The following is a 21,794-nucleotide window of genomic DNA, read 5'->3' as shown; positions in this document are numbered from 1 at the left end:
GGGTCTCGGGTGAGCCGGACAGCTCACCCGGATGAGGGAACGATCCTGCCTTAGTGGCTCGGGTGCAGTGCGTCCTTGAGGTACACGCAAGTCAGGATGGTAAAGACGTAGGCCTGGATGAAGGCCACAAGAACTTCGAGAGCGTAAACTGCGGTGATGGCAAAGATCGGCAGGAAGCTGAATGCGCCCAGAGCAGCGGCAAAACCTGCGAACACCTTCAGAACCGCGTGGCCAGCCATGACGTTACCCGCAAGACGAATGGAGTGGCTGACGGGGCGCACGAAGTAGGAAATAAGTTCGATGATGGCCAGGATGGGGCGCAGCGGCAGCGGCGCGCTCGACACCCAGAACAGGCCCAGGAAACCGGCGCCGTTCTTGACGAAACCGACGATGGTCACGGTGAAGAACACCAGCGCAGCCAGAACCGCGGTCACGGCGATGTGCGAGGTGGTGGTAAAGGACATCGGCAGCAGACCCAGGAAGTTCGCCATCACGATGAACATGAACAGGGTCATGATGTAGGGGAAGAACTTCACACCGTCCTTGCCTGCAACGTCTTCAACCATCTTGTAGATGAAGCCGTAGGCCAGTTCCGCAACCGACTGGGCACGGCTCGGCACGATGGCGCGGCGCGAAGAGCCCAGAACCAGCAGCGCGAAGACTGCAACAACCGCGAGGCCCATCCAGAGGGTCACGTTGGTGGGGGTGTACCAGGAAATGTGGTCACCGCCGAACAGCGGGGTCACGATGAACTGATCCATCGGGTGGATCGCCAGGGCGGCATGCTCGGGTGCAAACACAACCCCTGCTACAAGGGCCAGCACCAGTGCCGCGTAAAAGAAAATCTTGCCCATCTGTCCGTGTCTCCTGTCGCCAGTGCCTTCCCCCTTAGGGTCAGCCCCGGTCTTGCGCATTTTTGTCGGCCTCTTCGGCCAGTTTCTCGTTCTGGATCTCCTGCGCCGTGCGAAGCATCGTCTTCACCCCAGCGGCAAGCCCCAGCATTATGAACAGCACCATGAAGATGGGCAGGGTTCCAAACAGGTGGTCCAGCCCGTATCCGATGCCAAAGCCGATCCCGAGACCGGCTACCAATTCGATCACCATCCGCCAGGCCTGATTGGCCAGAGAGTAGTGTTCATCCACGCGCGGCTTGGGCTCTTGGGCCTTACGCGCCTCCGCCAGCTTTGCCTCCAGCTGCGCCATGCGCTGCTTTTGGTCGTCATCTGTCACGGGCGCCATCCTCACGTGAATTCTGAAGAGGGTGCTAAGGGGTGCGGCGCTCAGAGTCAATTGTCCAGATAGGGCTGCGACAAGCAGTCTACCGCATTGAAATTAAACTACATTCCAAACCGTCGCCTTCACCGGATTTGTCGAACAGGGGGCCTGCTGCGTCGATTCCTAGCAAAAACCCTTATTCAACTTTCCGGTTAAGTAAGAAAACAGCGCCTAAGCGCAGCCATACGACAGAGCATGCTGGGCCTTGACCGGTGGGCGCGCTGCGTCTAACGCCAAAGGGTGACTAACCGCGCCGATCTCGATACCGTCTTTGCCGCTCTCGCCGATCCCACCCGGCGGGCGATCCTGACCATGTTGCTCGAAGACGACATGGCCGTCACTGATGTGGCCGATCCTTTCGAGATGTCTTTGGCTGCGATTTCCAAGCATTTGACCATCCTGACCCGGGCCGGGCTCATCGCGCAGGAAAAACGCGGTCGGGTGAAATGGTGCAAGCTGCAACCGGACGCCCTGCGCAGCGCCTCGGTCTGGATGCAGGGCTTCGGCCAGTTCGAACCGGTGAACCTTGATGCCTTTGAACGGTTTCTCGCCACCGAACTGGGCAACGATACGGCTGAGGCCAGCGAATAATCCCATCGGGCCCGGCGCTCAGGTCGGGGCGCGGGCCGGTTTCGCGTCATTTTCCAGCAGCAGCACCAGCGCGATGACCGTCAGAGCGATCCCTACCAGCAACAGCCCAGATGGCACCGGACGCCCTAACGCGATTTCCCAGACAATCACCCAGCTGGGCGTTAGATAAGTATAGGCCATGACCTTGGCCGAGGGCAGGTGCAGGGTCGCATATTGGAGCAGCACAAAGGTCGTCGCGCTGGCAAAGATCGCCAGATAGAAAAGTCCGATCCAGACGATGCCCGGCAGGTTCATCCAATCCGTGCTGCGGATATCGTTCCAGCCAAAGACGGTCAGGATCACCCCGCCAGCGATCAGCATCCCGAAGGTGAAGACCACCGCAGGCTCGCCCCGGTTCAGCTTGCGCACCATAGGGGTATAGACCGCGTGGGAAACGCAGCCGATGAAATAGATCATTTCGCCCTGCCCGATCTCAAAGGCGGTAAAGGCGGACCAGTCGGCGCGGAAAATGACCCAGAGCGCGCCGGTGACTCCGATGGCCAGCGCCAGCGCCATACGCGGCGTTGTCACCTGCCGCAGCAGGATCCAGCCGAAGACCCCGCTCATCACCGGGGTCAGGGTAAAGACCGCTGAGGCGCTGACCGGATCCGCTGTCTTCAGCCCATAGAACATCAGCACAAAATAGGCCGCGAACAGTCCCCCCAGCACCAGAAACCGCCAGGGAGCGCGAAAATGGCTGGCGCGGAACTTCCGCGTGCCGAGCGCCACAGCCCCGATCAGCACCGCCGCAAGGGCAAACCGCGCCGCATTGAGCGCCGCCGGGGCGATTTCATTGGCAACCATGACCCCAAGCGAGAAAGACCCCGCCACCAGAGCCGAAAACAAAAGCATGGCGATGTGGCCGCGCAGCGCCGGGGTCAGGCCACCCATTCTTTCGACCTTTCCTTCAGGAACTTCAGGAAGCTCTGCACCTTATTGGTGCGGTGCAGGTCGACATGGGTGACCAGCCAGAGGCTGCCTTCCCACTCCTTCAACGGCTCCATCATTGGCACCAGATTACTGTGCCGGGCGGCTTCCCACAGGGACATGAAACCGATCCCGGCATCGGCCAGAATGGCCTCCTGCATCGCGACACCGTCCGTGCAGCGGAACATGATCGTCTCGGGCGTCGTGTGATCCCGCAGCCACCTGTTAAAGGGCGCCCGGCTGTCTGCGTTGTCGCTGCCGACGAAACGGTGGTTCGGCAGATCCTCGACACCGTTCAGCATGCCGTGCTTATCCACGTAACTCTGGGTGGCGAACAGCCCCACTCGCTGACTCAGGAAGGGTTGTACCACGTTGTCGGGCTGATCGGGGGCATTGCCTGCCCGCAGCGCCACATGCGCCTCACCATACTCCAGCCGAAACAGGCGCTCACCGGTCAGATAGCGGATGATCAATCCAGGATGCATCTGCTGGAACTCGGTCAGCACCGGCACCAGAAGATGCGACAGGGACGACAGAGAGGTCACCACCAGTTCACCCGTGACTTCATCCCCCTGCCCTTTGAGCCGCCCGGCCAGCTGGCTGAACTGATCGTCCGTGGTCTGCGCCACCCGCAGCAGATCCTGCCCCGCTTCGGTCGGGGTATAGCCGCGCGCGTGACGCTGGAACAGTTTCACCCCCATCCGGGCTTCGATTGCGTCGATATGGCGGATGACCGTGGCGTGGTGGACCCCCAGAACCTCTGCCGCGCCGCTGACCGTTCCCATGCGAGCCACCTGATAGGCCGTACGCACCTCATCCCAGTTTTCCATTCCGGTCTCCGTCTGCAAATTACCCAGTTGCGCACGCACGCACACGAGCTGTGATTTATCAGCGATTGTGTTCAGTTTTGCAATCGTACATCTCAATAGCAGAGCTTCACTCGTGAACAGGAAAAAGACAATGACCAAGACCGTATTGCATATCGACTCCTCGGCCCGCCGCGAAGGTTCGGTGTCCCGTGACCTCAGCGCCAAGATCGTTGACCGCCTGGCAGCAGACACAGTTGTCCGCCGCGATCTGGCCACGCCGCTGCCGATGCTGAGCGAGGACTGGATCAATGCCAACTTCACCCCGGCCGATCAGCGCAGCGACGAGCAGAAACAGCTTCTGGCCCAGTCCGATGCCTTGGTGGAAGAACTGAAAGCCGCTGACACATTGGTCATCGGCGCGCCGATCTACAACTTTGCCGTTGCTTCCAGCCTCAAGGCCTGGATCGATCTGGTTGCCCGCGTCGGCGTGACCTTCAAATACACCGATCAAGGCCCGGTTGGCCTGCTGGAGGGCAAGCGCGCGATTATCGCCCTCGCCTCCGGCGGTACCGAAATCGGCTCCTCCATCGACTTTGCCTCCGGCTACCTGCGCTACATGCTGGGCTTCATGGGCATCACCGACGTCGAAATCGTGGCAGCTGACACGCTGGCCGTCGATGCGGATGCAGCCCTGGCGCGCGCCAACACCCAGATCGAGTCGCTGGCGGCCTGATCCCCGGCCCTTCTCGGGACACACAAAAAACAAAAGAGCCCCCGCATCGGGGGCTCTTTGCGTTTAAAATGCTGCCTGAATGGCAACAGGCCGGGCGATCAGGCCTCGATCTCTTTGATCATGTCGACGCGTGTTGCGTGGCGGCCACCTTCGAATTCGGCAGACAGAAAAGCGTCAGCGATCTCCAGCGCCAGACCTTCACCCACCACGCGGGCACCGATCGACAGGATATTGGCATCGTTGTGTTCGCGGATCATCCGGGCCGAAAACGGGTCAGAGCAAACGCCGCAGCGGATGCCTTTGACTTTGTTCGCGGCCATCATGATGCCCTGCCCGGTGCCACACAGGATGATGCCCAGGTCGCAGTCACCCGAAGCCACTTTCTGCGCCGCTGCTTCGCCGTGCTTGGGGTAATGGGTGCTTTCCGGCGTGGTCGGGCCGATGTCAACCACCTCCCAGCCCCGTGCCTCGATATGCTTGGCGATGGCCTGCCGCATGTCGATCGCGGCATGATCGCTGGAAAGAACGATACGTTTGGTGTCTGCCATGATGAAGGTGTTCCCTTGATGATGTTGCGGATCAGACGGCGGCTGTGCCTCAGATCCAGTTTACCGCAACCCCGATGCGGTCGAAGAATGCCAGAAGATCGCCGCGCGGCATGACCACGGTGCGGTCGTTGACCAGCGGATGCATGTTGATCACATCCACGTCCTGCGCGGCGCGATCCAGATAGAATGTCACATTCTTTTCGACGCCGGTGATCATCGCCAGCGGGCTGACAGCGCCGGGCCGGATGCCCAGATGCTCCATCAACCGGTCTGCCGATCCAAAGCTGAGCCCGGGCGCGCCGATCTCCTTGCCCAGTGCCTTGAGGTCAACCTCGCGGTCCTGCTCGACCGAGATCAGATAATTCCGCTTCTTGCGGTCACGCAAATAGAGGTTCTTGATCTTCAGCGCCGAGACACCCGGCTCGGCCATGTCGGCCTCGACCGTCTTGGCCTCTTCCACGGTGCGCAGCGGCACATGTTCATGCAGCCTGTAGGTCAGCCCCCAATCCTCCAGCCGCGCCAAGAGCGCGTCCGAGGAAACAGGCATGTCATCATGTTGATCGACTGTGGCGTCCACTTTCGCTTCCATAGGCTCATATTCCGCTCTATCTGAACTGTCCAGTTGGCACCTCTATTGCCGCAAATCGGCCGCAGGCACAATGCGGCCCCATCGCAGGCGCGCTCTGCACCGGTCTGCTCTGGTCCGCGCGGTTGACTCCTGCCCCCATCCGGCGTATCGACAGCCAACTTTCCGGAAGATCGCCCGAGTCTTCCGGTCCCCGTGCATTCGCCGGGGATCGCCCTCCACCAGCGTGTTACGCCCGTGGGGGCATTTGTGCATGGGCGTCATGGTCCCTACATTCGGGGGCAGGAAACCGTAACCGGCTCAAGGAGGCCGCAAGGCATGTTTGAAAATCTATCCGAACGCCTTTCCGGTGTATTTGACCGGCTGACGAAACAGGGCGCCCTGTCCGAGGAAGACGTCAAGACCGCCCTGCGCGAGGTGCGCGTCGCGCTGCTGGAGGCGGACGTATCGCTGCCGGTCGCCCGCGAATTCGTCAAGAAGGTGCAAAACCAGGCCACCGGTCAGGCCGTGACCAAATCGGTCACCCCCGGCCAGCAGGTCGTCAAGATCGTGCACGATGCGCTGGTCGAGACTCTGCAGGGCGAAGGCGATCCCGGCGCGCTAAAAATCGACAACCCGCCCGCACCGATCCTGATGGTCGGTCTGCAGGGCTCGGGTAAGACCACCACCACCGGTAAGCTGGCCAAACGGCTGAAGGAAAAAGACGGCAAGAAGGTCCTGATGGCCTCGCTCGACGTCTATCGCCCGGCGGCGATGGATCAGCTGGCCGTTCTCGGCACCCAGATCGGCGTCGACACCCTGCCCATCGTACCGGGCCAGAAACCCGTCGACATCGCCAAGCGCGCCAAACAGCAGGCGGCGCTGGGTGGTTATGACGTCTATATGCTGGATACCGCCGGTCGCTTGCAGATCGACGAAGTCCTCATGCAGGAAGTCGAAGACGTGCGCGATGTCGTCTCGCCGCGTGAAACCCTGCTGGTTGTCGACGGTCTGACCGGTCAGGTCGCAGTCGAAGTCGCCGAGGAGTTCGACGCCAAGATCGGCATCTCCGGCGTGGTCCTCACGCGGATGGACGGCGACGGACGCGGCGGTGCGGCGCTTTCTATGCGCGCCGTCACCGGCAAGCCGATCCGCTTTGTCGGCCTGGGCGAAAAGATGGACGCCATCGAGACCTTTGAGCCGGACCGGATCGCGGGCCGGATTTTGGGCATGGGCGATATCGTTGCGCTGGTCGAAAAGGCCCAGGAAACCATCGAGGCCGAACAGGCCGAGCGTATGATGAAGCGCATGATGAAGGGTCATTTCAATATGAATGACCTGAAGATGCAGCTGGAACAGATGCTCCAGATGGGCGGCATGCAGGGCATGATGCAGATGATGCCCGGCATGGCAAAGATGGCCAAACAGGTCGAGGATTCCGGCATGGACGACAAGGTGCTGAAGCGCCAGATCGCCATGATCCAGTCGATGACCAAGAAAGAACGTGCCAACCCTGCCTTGTTGCAGGCCTCGCGCAAGAAACGCATCGCGGCCGGCTCCGGCATGGAGGTCTCCGACCTCAACAAGCTTCTGAAGATGCACCGCCAAATGGCGGATGTGATGAAGAAGATGGGCAAGATGGGCAAAGGCAAGATGCTGAAACAGGCCATGAAGGGCATGTTTGGCAAAGGCGGCGGTATGCCCGATATGGCAGGTGGTCTGCCCGGCGGCATGGATCCCAGCCAGATGGACCCCAAGGCGCTCGAAGCCGCAGCCAAGGCGATGGGCGGCAAGGGTGGCCTGCCCGGCGGTCTGCCAGGTCTTGGCGGCATGGGCGGACTGCCCGGTGGTCTCTCCGGTTTTGGCAAGAAGAAGTAACAGCTCATGACCGTGACTATTCCTACCATCGAAACCGAACGCCTGATCCTGCGCGCGCCTGACATGTCGGATTTCGACGTGATGTGCGAATTCTACGCCTCCGAACGCGCCACCTACGTCGGTGGCCAGATGAAGCCCGAGCAGGTCTGGCGCCACCTCGCCTGCGAGATCGGTCACTGGCATATGCTGGGCTATGGCCGCTGGATGGTGGACGAGAAATCCACCGGCAAGGTTGCGGGCAACATTGGCCTCTGGAACCCGCACGGCTGGCCCGAGCCGGAAATCGGCTGGGACCTGTTCGAAGGTTTCGGCGGCAAGGGATACGCCACCGAGGCAGCCACCGCAGCGCGCTCTTTTGCTTATGACGTTCTGGGTTGGGACACCGTGATCAGCCTGGTGAACCCGGAAAACCACGCCTCGCGGGCGGTGGCGAAACGGCTTGGTGCGCGCCGCGATGGTGATTACACTCATCCGCGCCTTGGCACGCTGGAGCTTTGGCGTCACCTGTCCCCGGCAGAGGTCACCGACGGCGGCATGGAGGCCTATGCCTGATGCCAGCCTCCATCCCGACCATTGAAACCAAGCGTTTGATCCTCCGCGGCCCCGAGCCCGAGGATTATCCAAACTTTAAGGCGACATTTTCGTCTTATCGCGCGCGTTTCATGGGCGGGCCGCTGAACCCGTATGAATCCTGGATGCTTTATGCCGCTGAAATCGGCCACTGGCAGATCCGCGGCTTTGGCATGTGGATGATCCACGACAAGGTCACGGACGAGACCTACGGCATGGCGGGCGGCTGGAAACCCGCAGGCTGGCCCGAGCGTGAAATCGCCTGGATCATCTGGCCCGAAAAGGCTGGAAAAGGCTACGCGCTGGAGGCGACCAGCGCCGCGCGGAGATATTTCTACGACACCTTGGGCTGGAATGGGGCGGTCAGCTACATCGACCCCAAGAACCTCGATTCCATTCGCCTGGCCGAACGCCTTGGCGCCAAGAAGGACAATGACGCCGAGACCATCGACGGCAGCGACGCGGTCTACCGGCACCCCTCGCCCGAGGCGCTGAAGGGCAGCCAGATAGCCCATGGCATCGAGATGGAAATCAGCCACTACGCCGACCCGCTGTTCAAACCGAAAGGATGGGCCATTGACTGACATGAGCAATGATCCTGTTGCACGCGCCGCCGAAATCCTGAAAGGGCACCGCGAAAGCATCGACCGGCTGGACGCGATCCTTGTCTATACCCTCGGCGAACGCTTCAAGCACACCCAGGCAGTGGGCAAGCTGAAAGCCGAACACGACCTTCCCCCGTCCGATCCGGCCCGCGAGGCAAAGCAGATCGCACGGCTTGAAGACCTGGCAACTCAGGCGGACCTCGACCCTGAATTTGCCAAGGCGTTCCTGAACTTCATCATCGATGAGGTCATTCGCCACCACAAGAAACACCAAGAATAAGCGGGATCGAACCGAATACCGGAAATCCCGTTCAACGCCATCAAAGGAGAATGAAACCATGGCAATGAAAATTCGTCTGGCCCGCGGCGGCTCTAAAAAGCGTCCCTTCTACCGCATCGTGGCTGCTGACAGCCGCATGCCCCGTGACGGTCGCTTCATCGAGAAGCTCGGCACCTACAACCCGCTGCTGCCCAAAGACAGCGAAGAGCGCGTGAAAATGGACATGGAGCGTGTTCAGGCATGGCTCGACAAGGGCGCCCAGCCCACCGACCGTATCGCCCGGATGCTGGAAGCTGCCGGTGTGCGCGCCAAGACCGAGCGCAGCAACCCCAAGAAAGCTGTTCCCGGCAAGAAAGCGCAAGAGCGCGCAGAAGAGAAAGCCGCCAAGGCCGCCGAAGCTGCTGAAGCCGCTGAAGCACCCGCAGACGCGGAATAAGACCATGACGCTGCGAAAGACCCGTGATCAGGGCGCCTTCCCTGAGGGCTTTCGCAGCGAATTGGACCGGTTGATGCGGCTTCGGCGCGATGTGCGCCGTTTCCGCAGGGACCCTGTGGACGAGGCAGTGCTTGCGCGCTGCCTCTCTGCATTTCTGCTGGCGCCTTCGGTGGGGCTCAGCGAACCCTGGCGCATCCTGCGGATCGAAAGCGATACCGCCCGCGCCGCAGCTCTGAAGAATTTCGAAGCCGCCAACGCCGAAGCTTTGCAAGGCTACTCTGGCGCGCAGGCCAAACACTATGCCGGGCTGAAACTCTCAGGCATGCAGGAGGCCCCGGTGCAACTGGCGATCTATTGCGACGATGCCACCAGCAAGGGGCACGGTCTGGGCGCAGGCAGCATGCCGGAAATGCGGCGTTATTCCGTTGTCTGCGCCATCACCCTGTTCTGGCTGTCGCTGCGCGCCGAAGGGTTGGGCCTTGGCTGGGTCTCGGTGCTGGATCCCGAGCAGCTGAACCGCGATCTAAAGGCCCCGGAAGGTTGGCAGCTGATCGGCTATTTCTGCATTGGCCACCCCGAAGTCACCGAGGACGAGACCCCGGAACTGGAACAGCAAGGCTGGGAAAGCCGCCGGGACGGCCTGCCGGTCGAAACCCGCTGATCCGCAAGACGGCATCTGCCGACCTCTGGGAGGCGGCCAGCGAAACTTCGCCTTGTCATGAACACCCCAATGGCTCAGATAGGGTTGGATGAAACCGGTCTGCGATCAACAGTTACACAGGATACAGCCATGAGCGATCTGATTTGCATCGGCGCGGTGGCCGGCGCCTTCGGGGTACGGGGTGAAGTCCGCCTGAAAAGCTTTTGCGCCAATCCCGAGGACATCGAAACCTATGGCCCGCTCAGTTCTGAGGACGGCAGCCAGAGCTATACCGTGTCCCTAACATCGGTGGTCAAGAACGGCTTTGCCGCTCGGCTGGGCGGGGTGGAGACCAAGGAACAGGCCGATGCGTTGAAGGGGCTGCGCCTGTTTGCTCCGCGCGACCGTCTGCCGAGCCTACCCGATGATGAGTATTATCATGCCGACCTGATCGGTCTTGATGTCTATGATACCGGCGGCACCCTGCTGGGGCAGGTGAAATCGGTACAGAACCACGGCGCTGCCGATCTGTTGGAACTGCACGGCCCGGGGATGAAGAACACGGTTCTGCTGCCCTTTACCCTTGCGGCGGTCCCGACAGTGGATCTGGAACAGGGCCGGATCATCGCCGACCCGCCCGAAGGGCTGTTCTGAGCAACTGCAGCGCCTGCCAATCCTTACTGTTCAGTCGGTATGGTTTCTTTGAAACCAGTCAAAAACCGTCTCGACCCCACTCAGAAGGGTTATGTCCCGCTCCTGCAGCTCAGCCCCCGGTGCGGGTAGGCGCAGCCATGAGCGGTAGAGGCGATGCAGAAACAGGAACCGGAAAACCGGATCTTGCGTCACGGCCTGCCCGTAGCCTTGCTCAAAGGCGGCCCAGTCGCTGCACGCGACGCCGCCAAATCCAACCGCCTGCCCCTGCGCCCCGTCCCCTGTGGCCAAATGGTCAGGCAGGTTCGCCAGCCAGAGATTGGCAATATCCGAATGCGGCAGGGAAAATCGGGCGTTGGAAAAATCGATGAACGAGACCAGATCCTCGGTGATCAGAATGTTCCTGAAATGCAGATCCCCATGCTGCAGCGCCGCCTGATAGGGCAGCCCTCGCGCCTCCCGCGCGAAGCGGTGCAGCATCGCACAGAGACCCAGAAACCTATTTGGCCTGCGGATCTGCAAATCGCCCGCCCGCACCTTGGCAGCCCGGCCCTGCACCCGCGCCAGATGCGGTTTTGGCCAAAACCGGCGCTGCTCCACTGCTCCGGCCGCATGCAACTGCGCCACGGCACCGCCAATCCGGCGCAGCAGAACCGCCCTATTGCCCAGACCGTGATCCGCAAAGGACAGCTCGCGATAAGCCGTTTCGCCGGGCGCAAACTCAAAAAGCGCGATGGGGCGCTCCGGATCCAGCCAGATCAAGTCCGGCACATTGACGCCCGGTACATCGCGCAGCGCCTGCGCCGCCGCGCGGTGGCGTTCGTGGTGGGCGCGCAAGGCCGCCAGGTTGCCCTCAGAAAAATCCGCCCGCAGCACGAAACGACGTTCGTCCGCCGTCCGGATCCCCAGAACCGCGCGGCTGTCCTGCCGGGACGAATTCACCTGCATCATACTGAAAGCGGCCCCATCCGGCGGCAGGCCGGTTTCTGCAGCGATCTGCGGCCAAAGCGCCATCGCACGCTGCTCCACCTCTGCCACGGATGGCTTCTGGTGGAAGGCAGGCAGCCGGTTCATCATTTCATCGGGCATGGCAGGGGCAAAGCTTTCTGTTGCGACCGGCCCAGTTTCAACTAAACAACGGGATATGAGCAACCCGACAAAATCCCATGGCCGCAAGGCGATCCGCCCAACGCTGAAACCGCGTGAACTGATGACTCCGACTCCGGATCTGGCCGGGGTGTGGAAGGTCAAGATCATGACCCTGTTCCCCACCGCCTTTCCCGGTGTGCTGGGCGAAAGCCTTACCGGCAAGGCCCTGCAGGAAGGGCTGTGGCAGATGGAGACCATCGACCTGCGCCAGTTCGGCGTCGGCAAGCATCGTAACGTGGATGACACCCCCGCAGGCGGCGGCGCCGGGATGGTGCTGCGCCCCGATGTGCTGGGCGAGGCGATCGACCATGCCATGGATGGGGTGCAGGGCAACTGGCCGCTGATCTACCTGTCGCCGCGCGGGCGGCGCATGGACCAGAAGATGATGCAGAACCTTGCGCGTTGCGACGGCATGACCCTGCTGTGCGGGCGGTTCGAAGGCGTCGATGAACGGGTGCTGGAACACTATGGCATTCAGGAAGTCAGCCTCGGCGATTTCGTGATGACCGGCGGTGAAATCGCAGCGCAGGCCCTGATCGACGCCACCGTGCGACTGATCCCCGGCGTCCTGGGCAACCAGGCCTCAACCGAGGAGGAAAGCTTTTCCTCCGGGCTGCTGGAACATCCGCAATACACTCGCCCCGCCGAATGGAAGGGCCGCGAGATCCCCGAGATCCTGATGTCCGGCCATCACGGCAAGATCGCCGAATGGCGTCACCAGATGAGTGAAGAAATCACCAAGGCGCGCCGCCCGGACCTGTGGGACGCCTATTGCGAGACCAAGAAGGACTGATCCGGGGACGGGACCTATACAGCCCCCGGCCCCGCCGCGTCAGGGCGCGGCGTTGTTCTTCTTGACGGTCAGGTCCGTCCCCTTGCGGAAGGTGATGTCCCCCTTGGACTGCTTGCGCTCGGTCTCCCAGCCCAGTTGCCCCGAGGAAATGCTATCGTCGGGATAATGCGTCTTCAGTTTCCAGGCGCCGCCGCCCGCGCCGCGCTCCAGCACTACCCGGCAATGCGGGATCATCTTTACCCCGCCATCGCGTTCGATGAACTTGACGTTCAGCGCCTTGAACAGCTGGTCCATGGTCTGCGCGCCGGTTTCGAATTTCTTCAGTTCGCTCTTCACTGTGGACACATCGACAGCATCGCCATCCCGCTCGACCGCGTAGCCCCAGCCAACCGAACTGGATGGCTTGCCCAAGAGCACGGTCAGATTCTTGAACTCGGTAGTGACCGCCGTGTGGTCCGAGGTGTTGCCCTCGGACCAATGGGTGAAATCCTTGAGCTTGTTGGCCACGTCCAGCGCCGCCTCTACCGCTTCCTTTTCCAGCACCGGCGTGGCCCACATCGACCCTTTGCCGCCGCTGTACTGGGTCCTGTCGAACTTGTTGACGATATTCTGCGCGGTCTTGTCGATATCGGCGATCACGCGTTTGCCGTCTTCTTCGGTGTAGGTGACCTTGACCTGGTTCCAGGTTTCCGTCTGCGTCACACCTTTTTCCTGACGGCTGACGCCCGAAGTATTGCCATCCTGATCCGGGGTGACGCCATCCTGCGTTGAGGCGCGCATCGCCTGGCGCTCCATCCCGGTCTGTGCGCCGTGGCGGCCGGTGCCATGTCCCTCGCCACCCTCTTCGGCCTTTAGCCGCTCCTCCTGCCAGGCCTGCGCCTCGGCCTGTTTCTTGATCAGCGCCTCGATCTGGGCCCGGGCCTGATCCACCGGTACGCTGTCGAGCATCTCATCCAGCGCCGAGATGCGTGATTTGATATTGCCCAGTGCGGTGACGAATGCCTTTTCCTTCTCCAGCTTCTCGCTTTTCATCTTTTCGATGTTTTCAAGCAGCTCGCTGCGCGAGGTCTCCAGCACCTGACGCGCCTTGTCGAGCCGATCTGAACTGGCATCGACCTGGCGCTGCTTGGAGGCGATGTCCTTTGGCTTGGTCAGCCCCGACAGAGTGTCCTGCAGATCCTTCAGCACGCCCGCCTCACGGGTCACGGCGGCCTCCAGTTTCTTCAACTTTTCCGCTTCGGATTTGATGCGCGAGGCGAGCACCTTGGCAGCCTGACCTGCTTCGGATTTGTCAAAGTCAGAACTGCGTTTCTCGGCGCTCTGCTCCTCAGAAGCCAGCGCCTCCTTCACATAGCCGACCATTTCCTTGTCCAGTTGCTCCAGCCGTTTCTGTCCGTCGGCCCATTCACCCTTTTTGAAATGCTCGACGACGGCTGCGAAATGCTGACGCAGCGCCTTGCGCTCGTCGTCCATGATCTTGCCTTTGACCTTGTCAAAGCGGGCCGTGGTCGCCTTCAGCCGGGTCTTGGCGTTGACCTCTTCGCGCGACGCCTCCGATCCGCCGCCGATCAGGCCAATCAGCTCTTCCATCCGGGTGTTGAGTTTGCTCAAGATCGCGGCTGCCTTGTCCACCGCGCTGTCCTTCTGCTCCTCAATCTGGCCGAACAGGATGCGCAGCTCCTTGCGTTCCTCGTCGGTGATCTTGCCCTTGATCTTGTCAAACCGCGACACCACCGCCTGCAGCCGTTTTTCGAACTTACCATCGGCGCTGTCCGCCCCGCCTGCGTCCACATCGGCGTCCACGATCTTATAGGCGAATTGCGTGCCCTTCATAACCGGCTTCAGATTCTTTTCCAGAATCTTGCCCTTAACCGGGCTCAGCTTCAGGGTGCCATCCTCAACAAAACAGCGGCCGACGGCGTGCGTCTTGGCCTTGGCTTTCAGCTCTTTCAGCAACGGCGCGGCGGTCTCTCCGACCACCAGAATAGTCTGCGGCGCGCCATTGAGCGCCACCTGATCGTAGTAATGAAACTCGCTCAGGCTCGCGTCGAGCTTTTTGAGTTCCTTCTTCAGCTCCGCCTTGTAGCTTTGTTCACTATTGAAAATATCCAGCTTTTTGAAAGGCATGGTCACTCCTCCTACCCATGAGGCACATTTAAACAGCACGGCCAGAAAGAGCCGGCGCAACAACTTGATCTATCAATTCCCCCAAACGGTAGCCCCATAAGCCCCCGCGAGCAAAACAAAAGCGTTGCACAGAAGTGAGGTTCCGGCACAATTCCCTTGAAACATTGGCGCCACAGGCCTAAAAGCCGCTCGTCTGGTACCGGATTCGGTTCCGGGCGTTTTGCCTATGTGCGCATATCCTGGCTGACCTTCTTCGGTCATCTGACAGGGCGCGGATCGGCACTCAGGAACGATCGGTGTGATCTCTGGCGGGCTGCACAAGCGGGACCCGGTGAAGACCAAGAGCTCTCATATCCGCGCAAAACTTCGTGGAACAACCACGAGCAAAATAGGAGAAGATCAGATGGACCTGATCGCACAGCTGGAGGCGGAACAAGTTGCCGCCCTGGGGAAAGAGATCCCCGATTTCAAAGCCGGTGACACCATCCGCGTCGGCTACAAAGTGACCGAAGGCTCGCGTAGCCGTGTTCAGAACTACGAAGGCGTCTGCATCAGCCGCAAGAACGGTTCTGGCATCGCCGGTTCCTTCACCGTCCGCAAGATTTCGTTTGGCGAAGGCGTGGAGCGTGTGTTCCCGCTGCATTCGACCAACATCGACAGCATCACCGTCGTACGCCGTGGCCGCGTGCGTCGTTCCAAGCTGTACTACCTGCGTTCGCGTCGCGGCAAATCCGCCCGTATCGCTGAAGACGCAAACTACAAAGCCAAAGCGTAAGGAGTGGTATCATGAAAGCCGACACCCATCCCGACTACCACTTCATCGACGTCAAAATGACCGACGGTACCGTCATCAAGATGCGTTCCACCTGGGGCAAAGAAGGCGACCAGCTGTCGCTGGACATCGACCCCTCCGTGCACCCCGCATGGACCGGCGGTTCGACCCGCCTGATGGACGCCGGTGGCCGCGTGTCCAAGTTCAAAAAGAAATACGAAGGTCTGGGCTTCTAAGACCAATTGTCGATTTCGAAACGAAAACCGCTCCATTCGGGGCGGTTTTTTTTATTTTTGGCGCAAGCACAAATTAGATAGAGGCCATGCATAGCCCGAGCGAAAATTGTAAAATCTTTTCAAATTGACAAGCTTTTTGGGGCACAGTTTTTCGAAATCGTGGATACACTGAAACGAAAGGCCGCAGCCAATGCTCTCCCAAGCCAGCCCTTCCCGCATCAAAAACCTCCCCGAGGCTTTGGCGGGGAATCGAGGGCATGGAACCCCCGTGAGCCAATCGGAAGTCACTGCGGCGGTTACTCTTTTCCGAGAAGGCAGGATCTCAGACGCCCTGTCCAAAGCACAAGCTCTGGCGAAACGTTCCCCCGATTTGGTCCCATTGCTGGACTTGCAGGGCGCGTGCCTGAAGGCCCAAGGCAACCTGTCAGGCGCTCTGGATTTCTTCAAACGCAGTCTGGAGGCTGGAGGCAATCCCGCCATCGGGCATTTCAATATCGGCGCTATACTTCTTCAACTCAATTACCTTGATCTCGCAACCGAACACCTGAGCAAGGCCGTCGTCCTAGATCCGAAAAACCCGGCGGCGAGCAGAGCACTGGCCATGTCCCTGAACGAACAAGGCCACTATGCGGAAGCCGTGCATATCATCTCAGCTCTTATCGAGAACAATCCGGTTACCGATGAATTACTCAACGTACTGGGCCTATCACTACGCCGCCTTAACCGTCTGACAGAGGCGAAGGCCTGCTATAATTCGGTGACCCCGGCCTCACCAGCTGGTGGAGAAGCCCAATATCAGCTTGGCCTCATTGCATTATCCGAAAACAAAAATGACACCGCAAAGCAGCATTTCCAGAACGCTCTGGACCTAAATCCCCGGCTGACGCCCGTGCACCGCAACATGTCCCTGGTGATCACCTATGACAAGGATCATCCCCACCTGAGAGACATGCAACAACTCCTCAACGAGGGCGACCTGCAGCCCAGCGCAGAAAGCGAACTGCGCTTTGCGCTCTACAAAGCTCTGAATGATACCAGGCAGTACGACGCCGCATTTGAGCATCTGGAACAGGGCAACAGCCTCAAGAAGCAAACGATCAGATATTCGATCGAGAAGGACGAAGGCATATTTGCGTACCTGAAGCATACCTTTGCTGAACCGGCACCGGTTGCCACATCAGAGCTCGGCTTTCGGCCAATTTTCATCGTCGGGCTGCCGCGCTCAGGCACAACTGTAACGGAACGCATCCTATGCGGCTGCGAAGGTGTGACAGGCGCTGGCGAATTGCAGTATTCCACAACTGCCATGTCCAAGCTGATGCAGCAAATGGCAACAAAGAAGCAAACGAAATTCACACAAGCCGACGCACAGGCCCTGCGAGACGCAGTTGGGCAGGCCATGCAGGGTCACGCCAATGGCGCACCTGTTGTAATCGACAAGATGCCGCTCAACTTTCGTTGGGTCGGCGGCCTTCTGGCAGCCTTCCCCGAGGCGCGGATCGTCTACACCACGCGCATGCCCCGCGATCAGCTCTGGTCTCTTTATCAGGTTTGCATGGCGGGTAGTGGCAATGGGTTCAGCTATGATCTCAGCGACATTGCCCAATACCAGGCTCTAACGCGGGACCTGATGCAACACTGGATGCGGCTGTTTCCGGACCAGATCCATCAACTGGACTATCACGCGCTCACGAAAGATCCCGAAGAGCACATCCGGCCATTGGTGGATTTCTGTGGGCTGGAATGGTCCGATGACTGCCTGCATCCAGAAAACCGTGAGAGCGCCATTCAAACGGCATCGTTGCAGCAGGCGCGACAGCCCATCTATCATCGCTCGACCCCGGATTGGTTGCCCTATGAGACACATCTTGCACCGGCATTCGAGCAGTTGAACCAATTGGCGCTTTAACTGCGCCGGAACGAAGTGTGCCAATTAACACATGGCATCCTGCGGCAGTGCATCAGTTGCACTGGTGCCCCCGCCTGATGCGGCAAAAAATCAGGCTCTAATTGGGGTAGTTCAACGCTTTTCATTGATTCGGGCACTGTCTATAGTCCGCAGAAAATCGCTCCCGCGGCGCGGGGAACTAAAGGGATCATTGAATGGCGCATATCATTGTCGTCGGCAACGAAAAGGGCGGTGCGGGGAAATCCACCGTCTCCATGCATGTGGCAACCGCTCTGGCACGGCTGGGGCACAAGGTGGCAGCGCTGGATCTTGATCTGCGGCAACGCTCGCTTGGCCGGTATCTGGAGAACCGCAAGGCCTTCATGACCCAGGCCGGGCTGGAACTGCCGATTGTCGATCTGCACGAATTGCCGGACATTGACCCCAACAGCCTGCAACCGGGTGAAAACATCTATGATCACCGTCTGTCGGCGGCCGTCTCCAGCCTGGAGCCGGACAATGATTTCATCCTGATCGACTGTCCCGGCTCGCACACCCGGCTGAGCCAGGTGGCGCATTCGCTGGCCGATACGCTGATCACGCCGCTGAACGACAGTTTCGTCGATTTCGACCTGCTGGCCCATACCGATGACAAGGGCGACAAGATCACCGGCCCGTCGGTCTATTCGGAAATGGTCTGGAATGCGCGCCAGTTGCGGGCGCAGGCCGGGCTGAAACCCATCGACTGGATCGTCATCCGCAACCGCGTCGGCACCCAGCGCATGGTCAACAAGGAAAAGATGGAGCGCGCCATCAACATGCTGTCCAAACGGATCGGCTTCCGCGTTGCGCCGGGCTTTTCCGAGCGCGTGATTTTCCGCGAACTCTTCCCGCGCGGCCTGACTCTGCTTGATCTCAAGGACGTGGGCGTCAAACAGCTGAACATCTCCAACATCGCTGCCCGGCAAGAGCTGCGGGACATGATGAAAGAGCTGAACCTGCCGGGCGTCGAGATCAATATCTGAGTCCTGCCCGGCTCGCTCCCCTCTTTGGCGCCGGATCAGTCCTTACCGAGGCTGATCCGGCGTCTCGTAGATGGTGAACAACTCGATCGGCTCGGCCACGCTGCGCAGCATATAGCGGCCGAGAGACACCAGATCGTGCCCCGCCTCTGCCCCGGCGCGCTGTACCTCCTGGGACAGGATCACGCTTTGCCCGACCGAGTGGTGCAAGCCGGAGATCCGCGCCGTCTGATTGACGATCGGCCCGATCACAGTGAAATCCAGCCGGTTTTCCGAACCGATATTGCCATAAAGAATGTCCCCGGCGTGCAGCGCCAGGGTGAACCCCGGCGCAGGCAGCCCTGCCTCGGCCCGCTCGATATTGCGCAGGCGGATCTTCTGACGCAGCTCACTCGCCGCATCCAGCGCCGCCTTGGCGTCCTTGCTGAGCGAACCGAGGTTAAACATCGTTAGCATCCCATCGCCCATGAACTTCAGGATATTGCCCCCGTGGGACTGGATCACGGTCACGGCAATGCCGAAATAATCGTTCAGCATGTCGATCACCTCGGGGCCCGGCACCTGCTCGGCGAGGCTGGTAAAGCCTTTGAGATCGAACAGGCAGATGACCGCGTTGATCCGGTCCGACGACCCGCGCTGGATTTCGCCAGACAGCACTCGCCGCCCGGCATCCCGCCCCAGATAGACCTGTAGCAGATCCTTGGCCATCTGCTGGTTTGACATCGACTTCAGCGCCAGACCCAGATGCGGCGCGATACTGCGCAGCAAGGACAGATCGCGTTCGCTGAAACCGTCCGGGTGATCGCTGCTCAGGGAAATCAACACCCCTTCGGAGGGCCTACTGGGATCCAGCGGGACCTTTTCGTCGGAAAAACGCAGGCCAAAGGCGAAATAGTCGGTCACGCCCTGCGCCCGCAGATCCCCCAGCATCGGAAAACGGACGACATGCTTATCATTCAGATCCGAGCGGAATTCCTCCAGATCCTCAGCCAGAAGATGGAACAGCGGGCTTTGCAGCCAGGCATCGCGCGGGGCCTGCCGGTGCTCGTAGCGTTCCTGAGACATCCCACCAGTGCGGGTCCAGCTGAACCCGATCCCGCCGAACTGCGGGTGAAAGGCTCTTTGCGCCAGATGAAACCGCCACAGGGGCATGCCGAGGGCGACCATCTGCTCGCAAAACGCCTGCAGGAAACCTTCGCGCTCATGGCTACGCAGTCCTTGCTCGGTCAGCCAGGAGATCAAGGCGGGGGTTCGGCTGTCTGTCTGATCCACGGGAAAGGGTCCTCGGTTTGCGCGGGTGTTTTGCCAGTATCCGGCACTCTCTGTGTCCGGCAGTATCTGGGATGCCGAAGCCCGAATGTCTATTCCTCGATTCCAGCCAGTTGACGCAACATGCGCCGCAGGGTTTGTTCCTCTTCTGGGCTGAACCGGGCCGCCAACTGCTTGTCATAGCTTGCCGCCTGCCCGCGCAGGTCGCGATAGGCCGCCTCCCCCGCCGGGGTCAGCTTCAGGTGCTCCGACCGCCGGTCCGCCGTATCCCTGTTGCGGGTGATGAAACGGCGCTCGGTTAGCTTTGCCACCGCCCGGCTGATCTTGGTCTTGTGGATCTTCGCCCGCTGGCCGATGTCCTTGGCCGTCATCGTGCCATAAGTGCCCAGGTGGAACAGCACCCGCCATTCGTTGCGCAGCATTCCATAGCGATTCTTGTAATAGGACTGAAAGGCGAGCGAGCTTTCCTCGGCCGCGCGGTTCAGCAGGAAGGGCAGAAAATCCTGCAAAACGAAATCATCTTTTTGGGTCATTTGCATCTCCTTGCCCTTGTTAGTTACAAAAACAACTATTACCCCCACAAGCAGAAAAGGAGGAACGCGCCATGAATCGTCCTGCACATCCACATGAAATGGTCCAGGCCCCTTCGCTTGCCGGCCCGCACGAGGGCTATATGCCCGGCTTTGGCAACGACTATGAAACCGAGGCCCTGCCCGGTGCCCTGCCCGAGGGCATGAACAGCCCGCAGAAATGCAACTACGGTCTTTACGGCGAACAGCTGAGCGGCACCGCCTTCACCGCAGAACGCCCCGAGCGCACCTGGTGCTACCGCATCCGCCCTTCGGTGAAGCACTCGCACCGGTATGAAAAGATCGACCTGCCCTATTGGAAATCCGCGCCCTGCGTCGATCCCGATGTGACCTCGCTTGGTCAGTATCGTTGGGATCCGGTGGCCCACAGCGGCGAGGCGCTGACCTGGCTGACGGGTATGCGCACCATGACCACCGCCGGGGATGTGAACACCCAGGTCGGCATGGCAAGCCATGTCTATCTGGTGACCGAGTCGATGAAGGACAGCTATTTCTTCTCGGCCGACAGTGAACTCTTGGTCGTCCCGCAGGAAGGCCGCCTGCGGTTTTGCACCGAGCTGGGCATCATCGATCTGGAACCGAAAGAGATCGCCATCCTGCCGCGCGGTCTTCTGTACCGGGTCGAGGTTCTGGAAGGCCCCGCCCGTGGTTTCGTCTGTGAAAACTACGGTCAGAAGTTCGAACTGCCGGGCCGCGGCCCGATCGGCGCCAACTGCATGGCCAACCCGCGCGATTTCAAGGCGCCCGTGGCGGCGTTCGAGGATCGCGAAGTGCCCTCGACCGTGACCATCAAGTGGTGCGGCCAGTTCCACGAGACCAAGATCGGCCATTCGCCGCTGGATGTGGTCGCCTGGCATGGCAATTACGCGCCGGTGAAGTACGATCTGCGCACCTATTGCCCGGTCGGCGCGGTCCTGTTCGATCACCCCGATCCCTCGATCTTCACCGTGCTGACCGCGCCTTCGGGCCAGCCGGGCACCGCGAATATCGACTTCGTGCTGTTCCGCGAACGCTGGATGGTGGCGGAAAACACCTTCCGCCCGCCCTGGTATCACAAGAACATCATGTCCGAGCTGATGGGCAATATCTATGGCCAGTATGACGCGAAACCCCAGGGCTTCATCCCCGGCGGCATGTCTTTGCACAACATGATGCTGCCGCATGGGCCGGACAAGAACGCATTCGAAGGCGCGTCGAACTCGAACCTCGGGCCGGAGAAGCTGGAAAACACCATGTCCTTCATGTTCGAAACCCGCTTCCCGCAGCACCTGACCGAATTCGCCGCCAAGGAAGCGCCGCTTCAGGACGATTACATCGACTGCTGGGCCGACATCGAAAAGAAATTCGACGGCACGCCGGGCCTGAAGTAAGCCTGTAGCCATAGCCGTTTTCAGCGCCGGG

Annotated in this window: 25 protein-coding genes; 15 read left to right on the top strand and 10 right to left on the bottom strand. The window is 60.4% G+C overall.

Translation table 11 applies throughout. From position 1 onward, the window contains the following. Positions 1–50 precede the first annotated feature (50 nt). Both SM764_RS10795 and SM764_RS10790 read right to left on the bottom strand, forming a co-directional pair. On the bottom strand, positions 51–854 hold the full coding sequence (locus SM764_RS10795) for a F0F1 ATP synthase subunit A (protein WP_347509732.1): 804 nt from the start codon (positions 852–854) through the stop codon (positions 51–53). A gap of 40 nt (positions 855–894) precedes the next feature. Beyond that, complete coding sequence (locus SM764_RS10790; protein ID WP_197492345.1) at positions 895–1,239, bottom strand: AtpZ/AtpI family protein; 345 nt, start codon at positions 1,237–1,239, stop codon at positions 895–897. A 276-nt stretch (positions 1,240–1,515) separates the two neighbouring features. Here SM764_RS10790 and SM764_RS10785 point away from each other — a divergent pair, with 276 nt between their 5' ends. After that, entirely contained in the window at positions 1,516–1,866 is a 351-nt protein-coding gene (locus SM764_RS10785; RefSeq protein ID WP_369001777.1) for an ArsR/SmtB family transcription factor, read from the top strand. 18 nt (positions 1,867–1,884) lie between these two features. On the opposite strand, the gene SM764_RS10780 is transcribed toward SM764_RS10785, so the two are convergent. After that, positions 1,885–2,796 (bottom strand): DMT family transporter, encoded by a 912-nt coding sequence (locus SM764_RS10780; protein WP_369001776.1) that lies wholly within the window; start codon positions 2,794–2,796, stop codon positions 1,885–1,887. Next, positions 2,784–3,662, bottom strand: a complete 879-nt coding sequence (locus SM764_RS10775; RefSeq protein WP_065271561.1) for a LysR family transcriptional regulator — start codon at positions 3,660–3,662, stop codon at positions 2,784–2,786. Before SM764_RS10775 ends, SM764_RS10780 begins: the two co-directional genes overlap by 13 nt. Before the next feature lie 130 nt (positions 3,663–3,792). Here SM764_RS10775 and SM764_RS10770 point away from each other — a divergent pair, with 130 nt between their 5' ends. Next, positions 3,793–4,374, top strand: coding sequence for an FMN-dependent NADH-azoreductase (locus SM764_RS10770; protein ID WP_065271562.1), 582 nt, complete (start codon positions 3,793–3,795; stop codon positions 4,372–4,374). Positions 4,375–4,472: 98 nt separating this feature from the next. On the opposite strand, the gene rpiB is transcribed toward SM764_RS10770, so the two are convergent. Both rpiB and SM764_RS10760 read right to left on the bottom strand, forming a co-directional pair. Continuing rightward, positions 4,473–4,922 (bottom strand): ribose 5-phosphate isomerase B, encoded by a 450-nt coding sequence (gene rpiB, locus SM764_RS10765; RefSeq protein WP_369001775.1) that lies wholly within the window; start codon positions 4,920–4,922, stop codon positions 4,473–4,475. 49 nt (positions 4,923–4,971) lie between these two features. Further along, on the bottom strand, positions 4,972–5,511 hold the full coding sequence (locus SM764_RS10760) for a prolyl-tRNA synthetase associated domain-containing protein (RefSeq protein WP_274839984.1): 540 nt from the start codon (positions 5,509–5,511) through the stop codon (positions 4,972–4,974). A 315-nt stretch (positions 5,512–5,826) separates the two neighbouring features. Here SM764_RS10760 and ffh point away from each other — a divergent pair, with 315 nt between their 5' ends. The 7 genes from ffh (at position 5,827) to rimM (ending at position 10,550) form a co-directional block, all read left to right on the top strand. Beyond that, entirely contained in the window at positions 5,827–7,365 is a 1,539-nt protein-coding gene (ffh, locus tag SM764_RS10755) for a signal recognition particle protein (RefSeq protein WP_274868442.1), read from the top strand. A gap of 6 nt (positions 7,366–7,371) precedes the next feature. Continuing rightward, complete coding sequence (locus SM764_RS10750) at positions 7,372–7,917, top strand: GNAT family N-acetyltransferase (RefSeq protein WP_368948401.1); 546 nt, start codon at positions 7,372–7,374, stop codon at positions 7,915–7,917. Next, on the top strand, positions 7,917–8,519 hold the full coding sequence (locus SM764_RS10745) for a GNAT family N-acetyltransferase (protein ID WP_368948402.1): 603 nt from the start codon (positions 7,917–7,919) through the stop codon (positions 8,517–8,519). The genes SM764_RS10750 and SM764_RS10745 overlap by 1 nt, the downstream gene beginning before the upstream one ends. A gap of 1 nt (position 8,520) precedes the next feature. Then, on the top strand, positions 8,521–8,820 hold the full coding sequence (locus SM764_RS10740; protein WP_065271567.1) for a chorismate mutase: 300 nt from the start codon (positions 8,521–8,523) through the stop codon (positions 8,818–8,820). Positions 8,821–8,878: 58 nt separating this feature from the next. Further along, the gene (rpsP, locus tag SM764_RS10735) at positions 8,879–9,256 is read left to right on the top strand and encodes a 30S ribosomal protein S16 (RefSeq protein ID WP_274833327.1); all 378 of its coding nucleotides are present in this window, start codon (positions 8,879–8,881) and stop codon (positions 9,254–9,256) included. 4 nt (positions 9,257–9,260) lie between these two features. Then, a complete protein-coding gene (bluB, locus tag SM764_RS10730; protein ID WP_368948403.1) occupies positions 9,261–9,917 on the top strand; it encodes a 5,6-dimethylbenzimidazole synthase in 657 nt (218 codons plus the stop codon). A gap of 129 nt (positions 9,918–10,046) precedes the next feature. Further along, positions 10,047–10,550 (top strand): ribosome maturation factor RimM, encoded by a 504-nt coding sequence (gene rimM, locus SM764_RS10725; protein ID WP_274838251.1) that lies wholly within the window; start codon positions 10,047–10,049, stop codon positions 10,548–10,550. Between the two features lie 30 nt (positions 10,551–10,580). Here the strand turns inward: rimM and SM764_RS10720 are convergent, their stop codons facing one another. Beyond that, positions 10,581–11,636, bottom strand: a complete 1,056-nt coding sequence (locus SM764_RS10720; protein WP_368948404.1) for an aminoglycoside phosphotransferase family protein — start codon at positions 11,634–11,636, stop codon at positions 10,581–10,583. A 55-nt stretch (positions 11,637–11,691) separates the two neighbouring features. Here SM764_RS10720 and trmD point away from each other — a divergent pair, with 55 nt between their 5' ends. Beyond that, complete coding sequence (trmD, locus tag SM764_RS10715) at positions 11,692–12,489, top strand: tRNA (guanosine(37)-N1)-methyltransferase TrmD (protein ID WP_274838249.1); 798 nt, start codon at positions 11,692–11,694, stop codon at positions 12,487–12,489. A 39-nt stretch (positions 12,490–12,528) separates the two neighbouring features. Here trmD and SM764_RS10710 read toward each other — a convergent pair whose 3' ends face one another. Beyond that, positions 12,529–14,616 carry a coiled-coil domain-containing protein gene (locus SM764_RS10710; protein ID WP_369001774.1) on the bottom strand — a complete coding sequence of 696 codons (2,088 nt, stop codon included), beginning with the start codon at positions 14,614–14,616 and terminating at the stop codon, positions 12,529–12,531. A 403-nt stretch (positions 14,617–15,019) separates the two neighbouring features. Here SM764_RS10710 and rplS point away from each other — a divergent pair, with 403 nt between their 5' ends. The 4 genes from rplS to SM764_RS10690 all read left to right on the top strand — a co-directional run bounded on the left by rplS (position 15,020) and on the right by SM764_RS10690 (position 18,537). Then, positions 15,020–15,391 carry a 50S ribosomal protein L19 gene (rplS, locus tag SM764_RS10705; protein ID WP_065273597.1) on the top strand — a complete coding sequence of 124 codons (372 nt, stop codon included), beginning with the start codon at positions 15,020–15,022 and terminating at the stop codon, positions 15,389–15,391. 11 nt (positions 15,392–15,402) lie between these two features. Further along, the gene (gene rpmE, locus SM764_RS10700; protein WP_274830325.1) at positions 15,403–15,624 is read left to right on the top strand and encodes a 50S ribosomal protein L31; all 222 of its coding nucleotides are present in this window, start codon (positions 15,403–15,405) and stop codon (positions 15,622–15,624) included. A 268-nt stretch (positions 15,625–15,892) separates the two neighbouring features. Next, entirely contained in the window at positions 15,893–17,533 is a 1,641-nt protein-coding gene (locus SM764_RS10695; protein ID WP_369001773.1) for a tetratricopeptide repeat-containing sulfotransferase family protein, read from the top strand. Positions 17,534–17,727: 194 nt separating this feature from the next. After that, positions 17,728–18,537 (top strand): division plane positioning ATPase MipZ, encoded by an 810-nt coding sequence (locus SM764_RS10690; protein WP_369001772.1) that lies wholly within the window; start codon positions 17,728–17,730, stop codon positions 18,535–18,537. Positions 18,538–18,579: 42 nt separating this feature from the next. Here SM764_RS10690 and SM764_RS10685 read toward each other — a convergent pair whose 3' ends face one another. Together SM764_RS10685 and SM764_RS10680 are read right to left on the bottom strand one after the other, a co-directional pair. Further along, positions 18,580–19,806 (bottom strand): adenylate/guanylate cyclase domain-containing protein, encoded by a 1,227-nt coding sequence (locus SM764_RS10685; RefSeq protein ID WP_369001771.1) that lies wholly within the window; start codon positions 19,804–19,806, stop codon positions 18,580–18,582. An 89-nt stretch (positions 19,807–19,895) separates the two neighbouring features. Beyond that, positions 19,896–20,336, bottom strand: coding sequence for a MarR family winged helix-turn-helix transcriptional regulator (locus SM764_RS10680; protein WP_369001770.1), 441 nt, complete (start codon positions 20,334–20,336; stop codon positions 19,896–19,898). 71 nt (positions 20,337–20,407) lie between these two features. Here SM764_RS10680 and hmgA point away from each other — a divergent pair, with 71 nt between their 5' ends. Further along, the gene (hmgA, locus tag SM764_RS10675; RefSeq protein ID WP_369001769.1) at positions 20,408–21,763 is read left to right on the top strand and encodes a homogentisate 1,2-dioxygenase; all 1,356 of its coding nucleotides are present in this window, start codon (positions 20,408–20,410) and stop codon (positions 21,761–21,763) included. The last annotated feature ends 31 nt before the right edge of the window (positions 21,764–21,794 follow it).

The organism is Pseudophaeobacter sp. 1A16562 (genome assembly GCF_041008785.1).
GTDB lineage: Bacteria > Pseudomonadota > Alphaproteobacteria > Rhodobacterales > Rhodobacteraceae > Phycobacter > Phycobacter gallaeciensis_A.
Note: the sequence above shows the minus strand (reverse complement) of the source record. Positions and strands in the feature narration are given on the sequence as shown.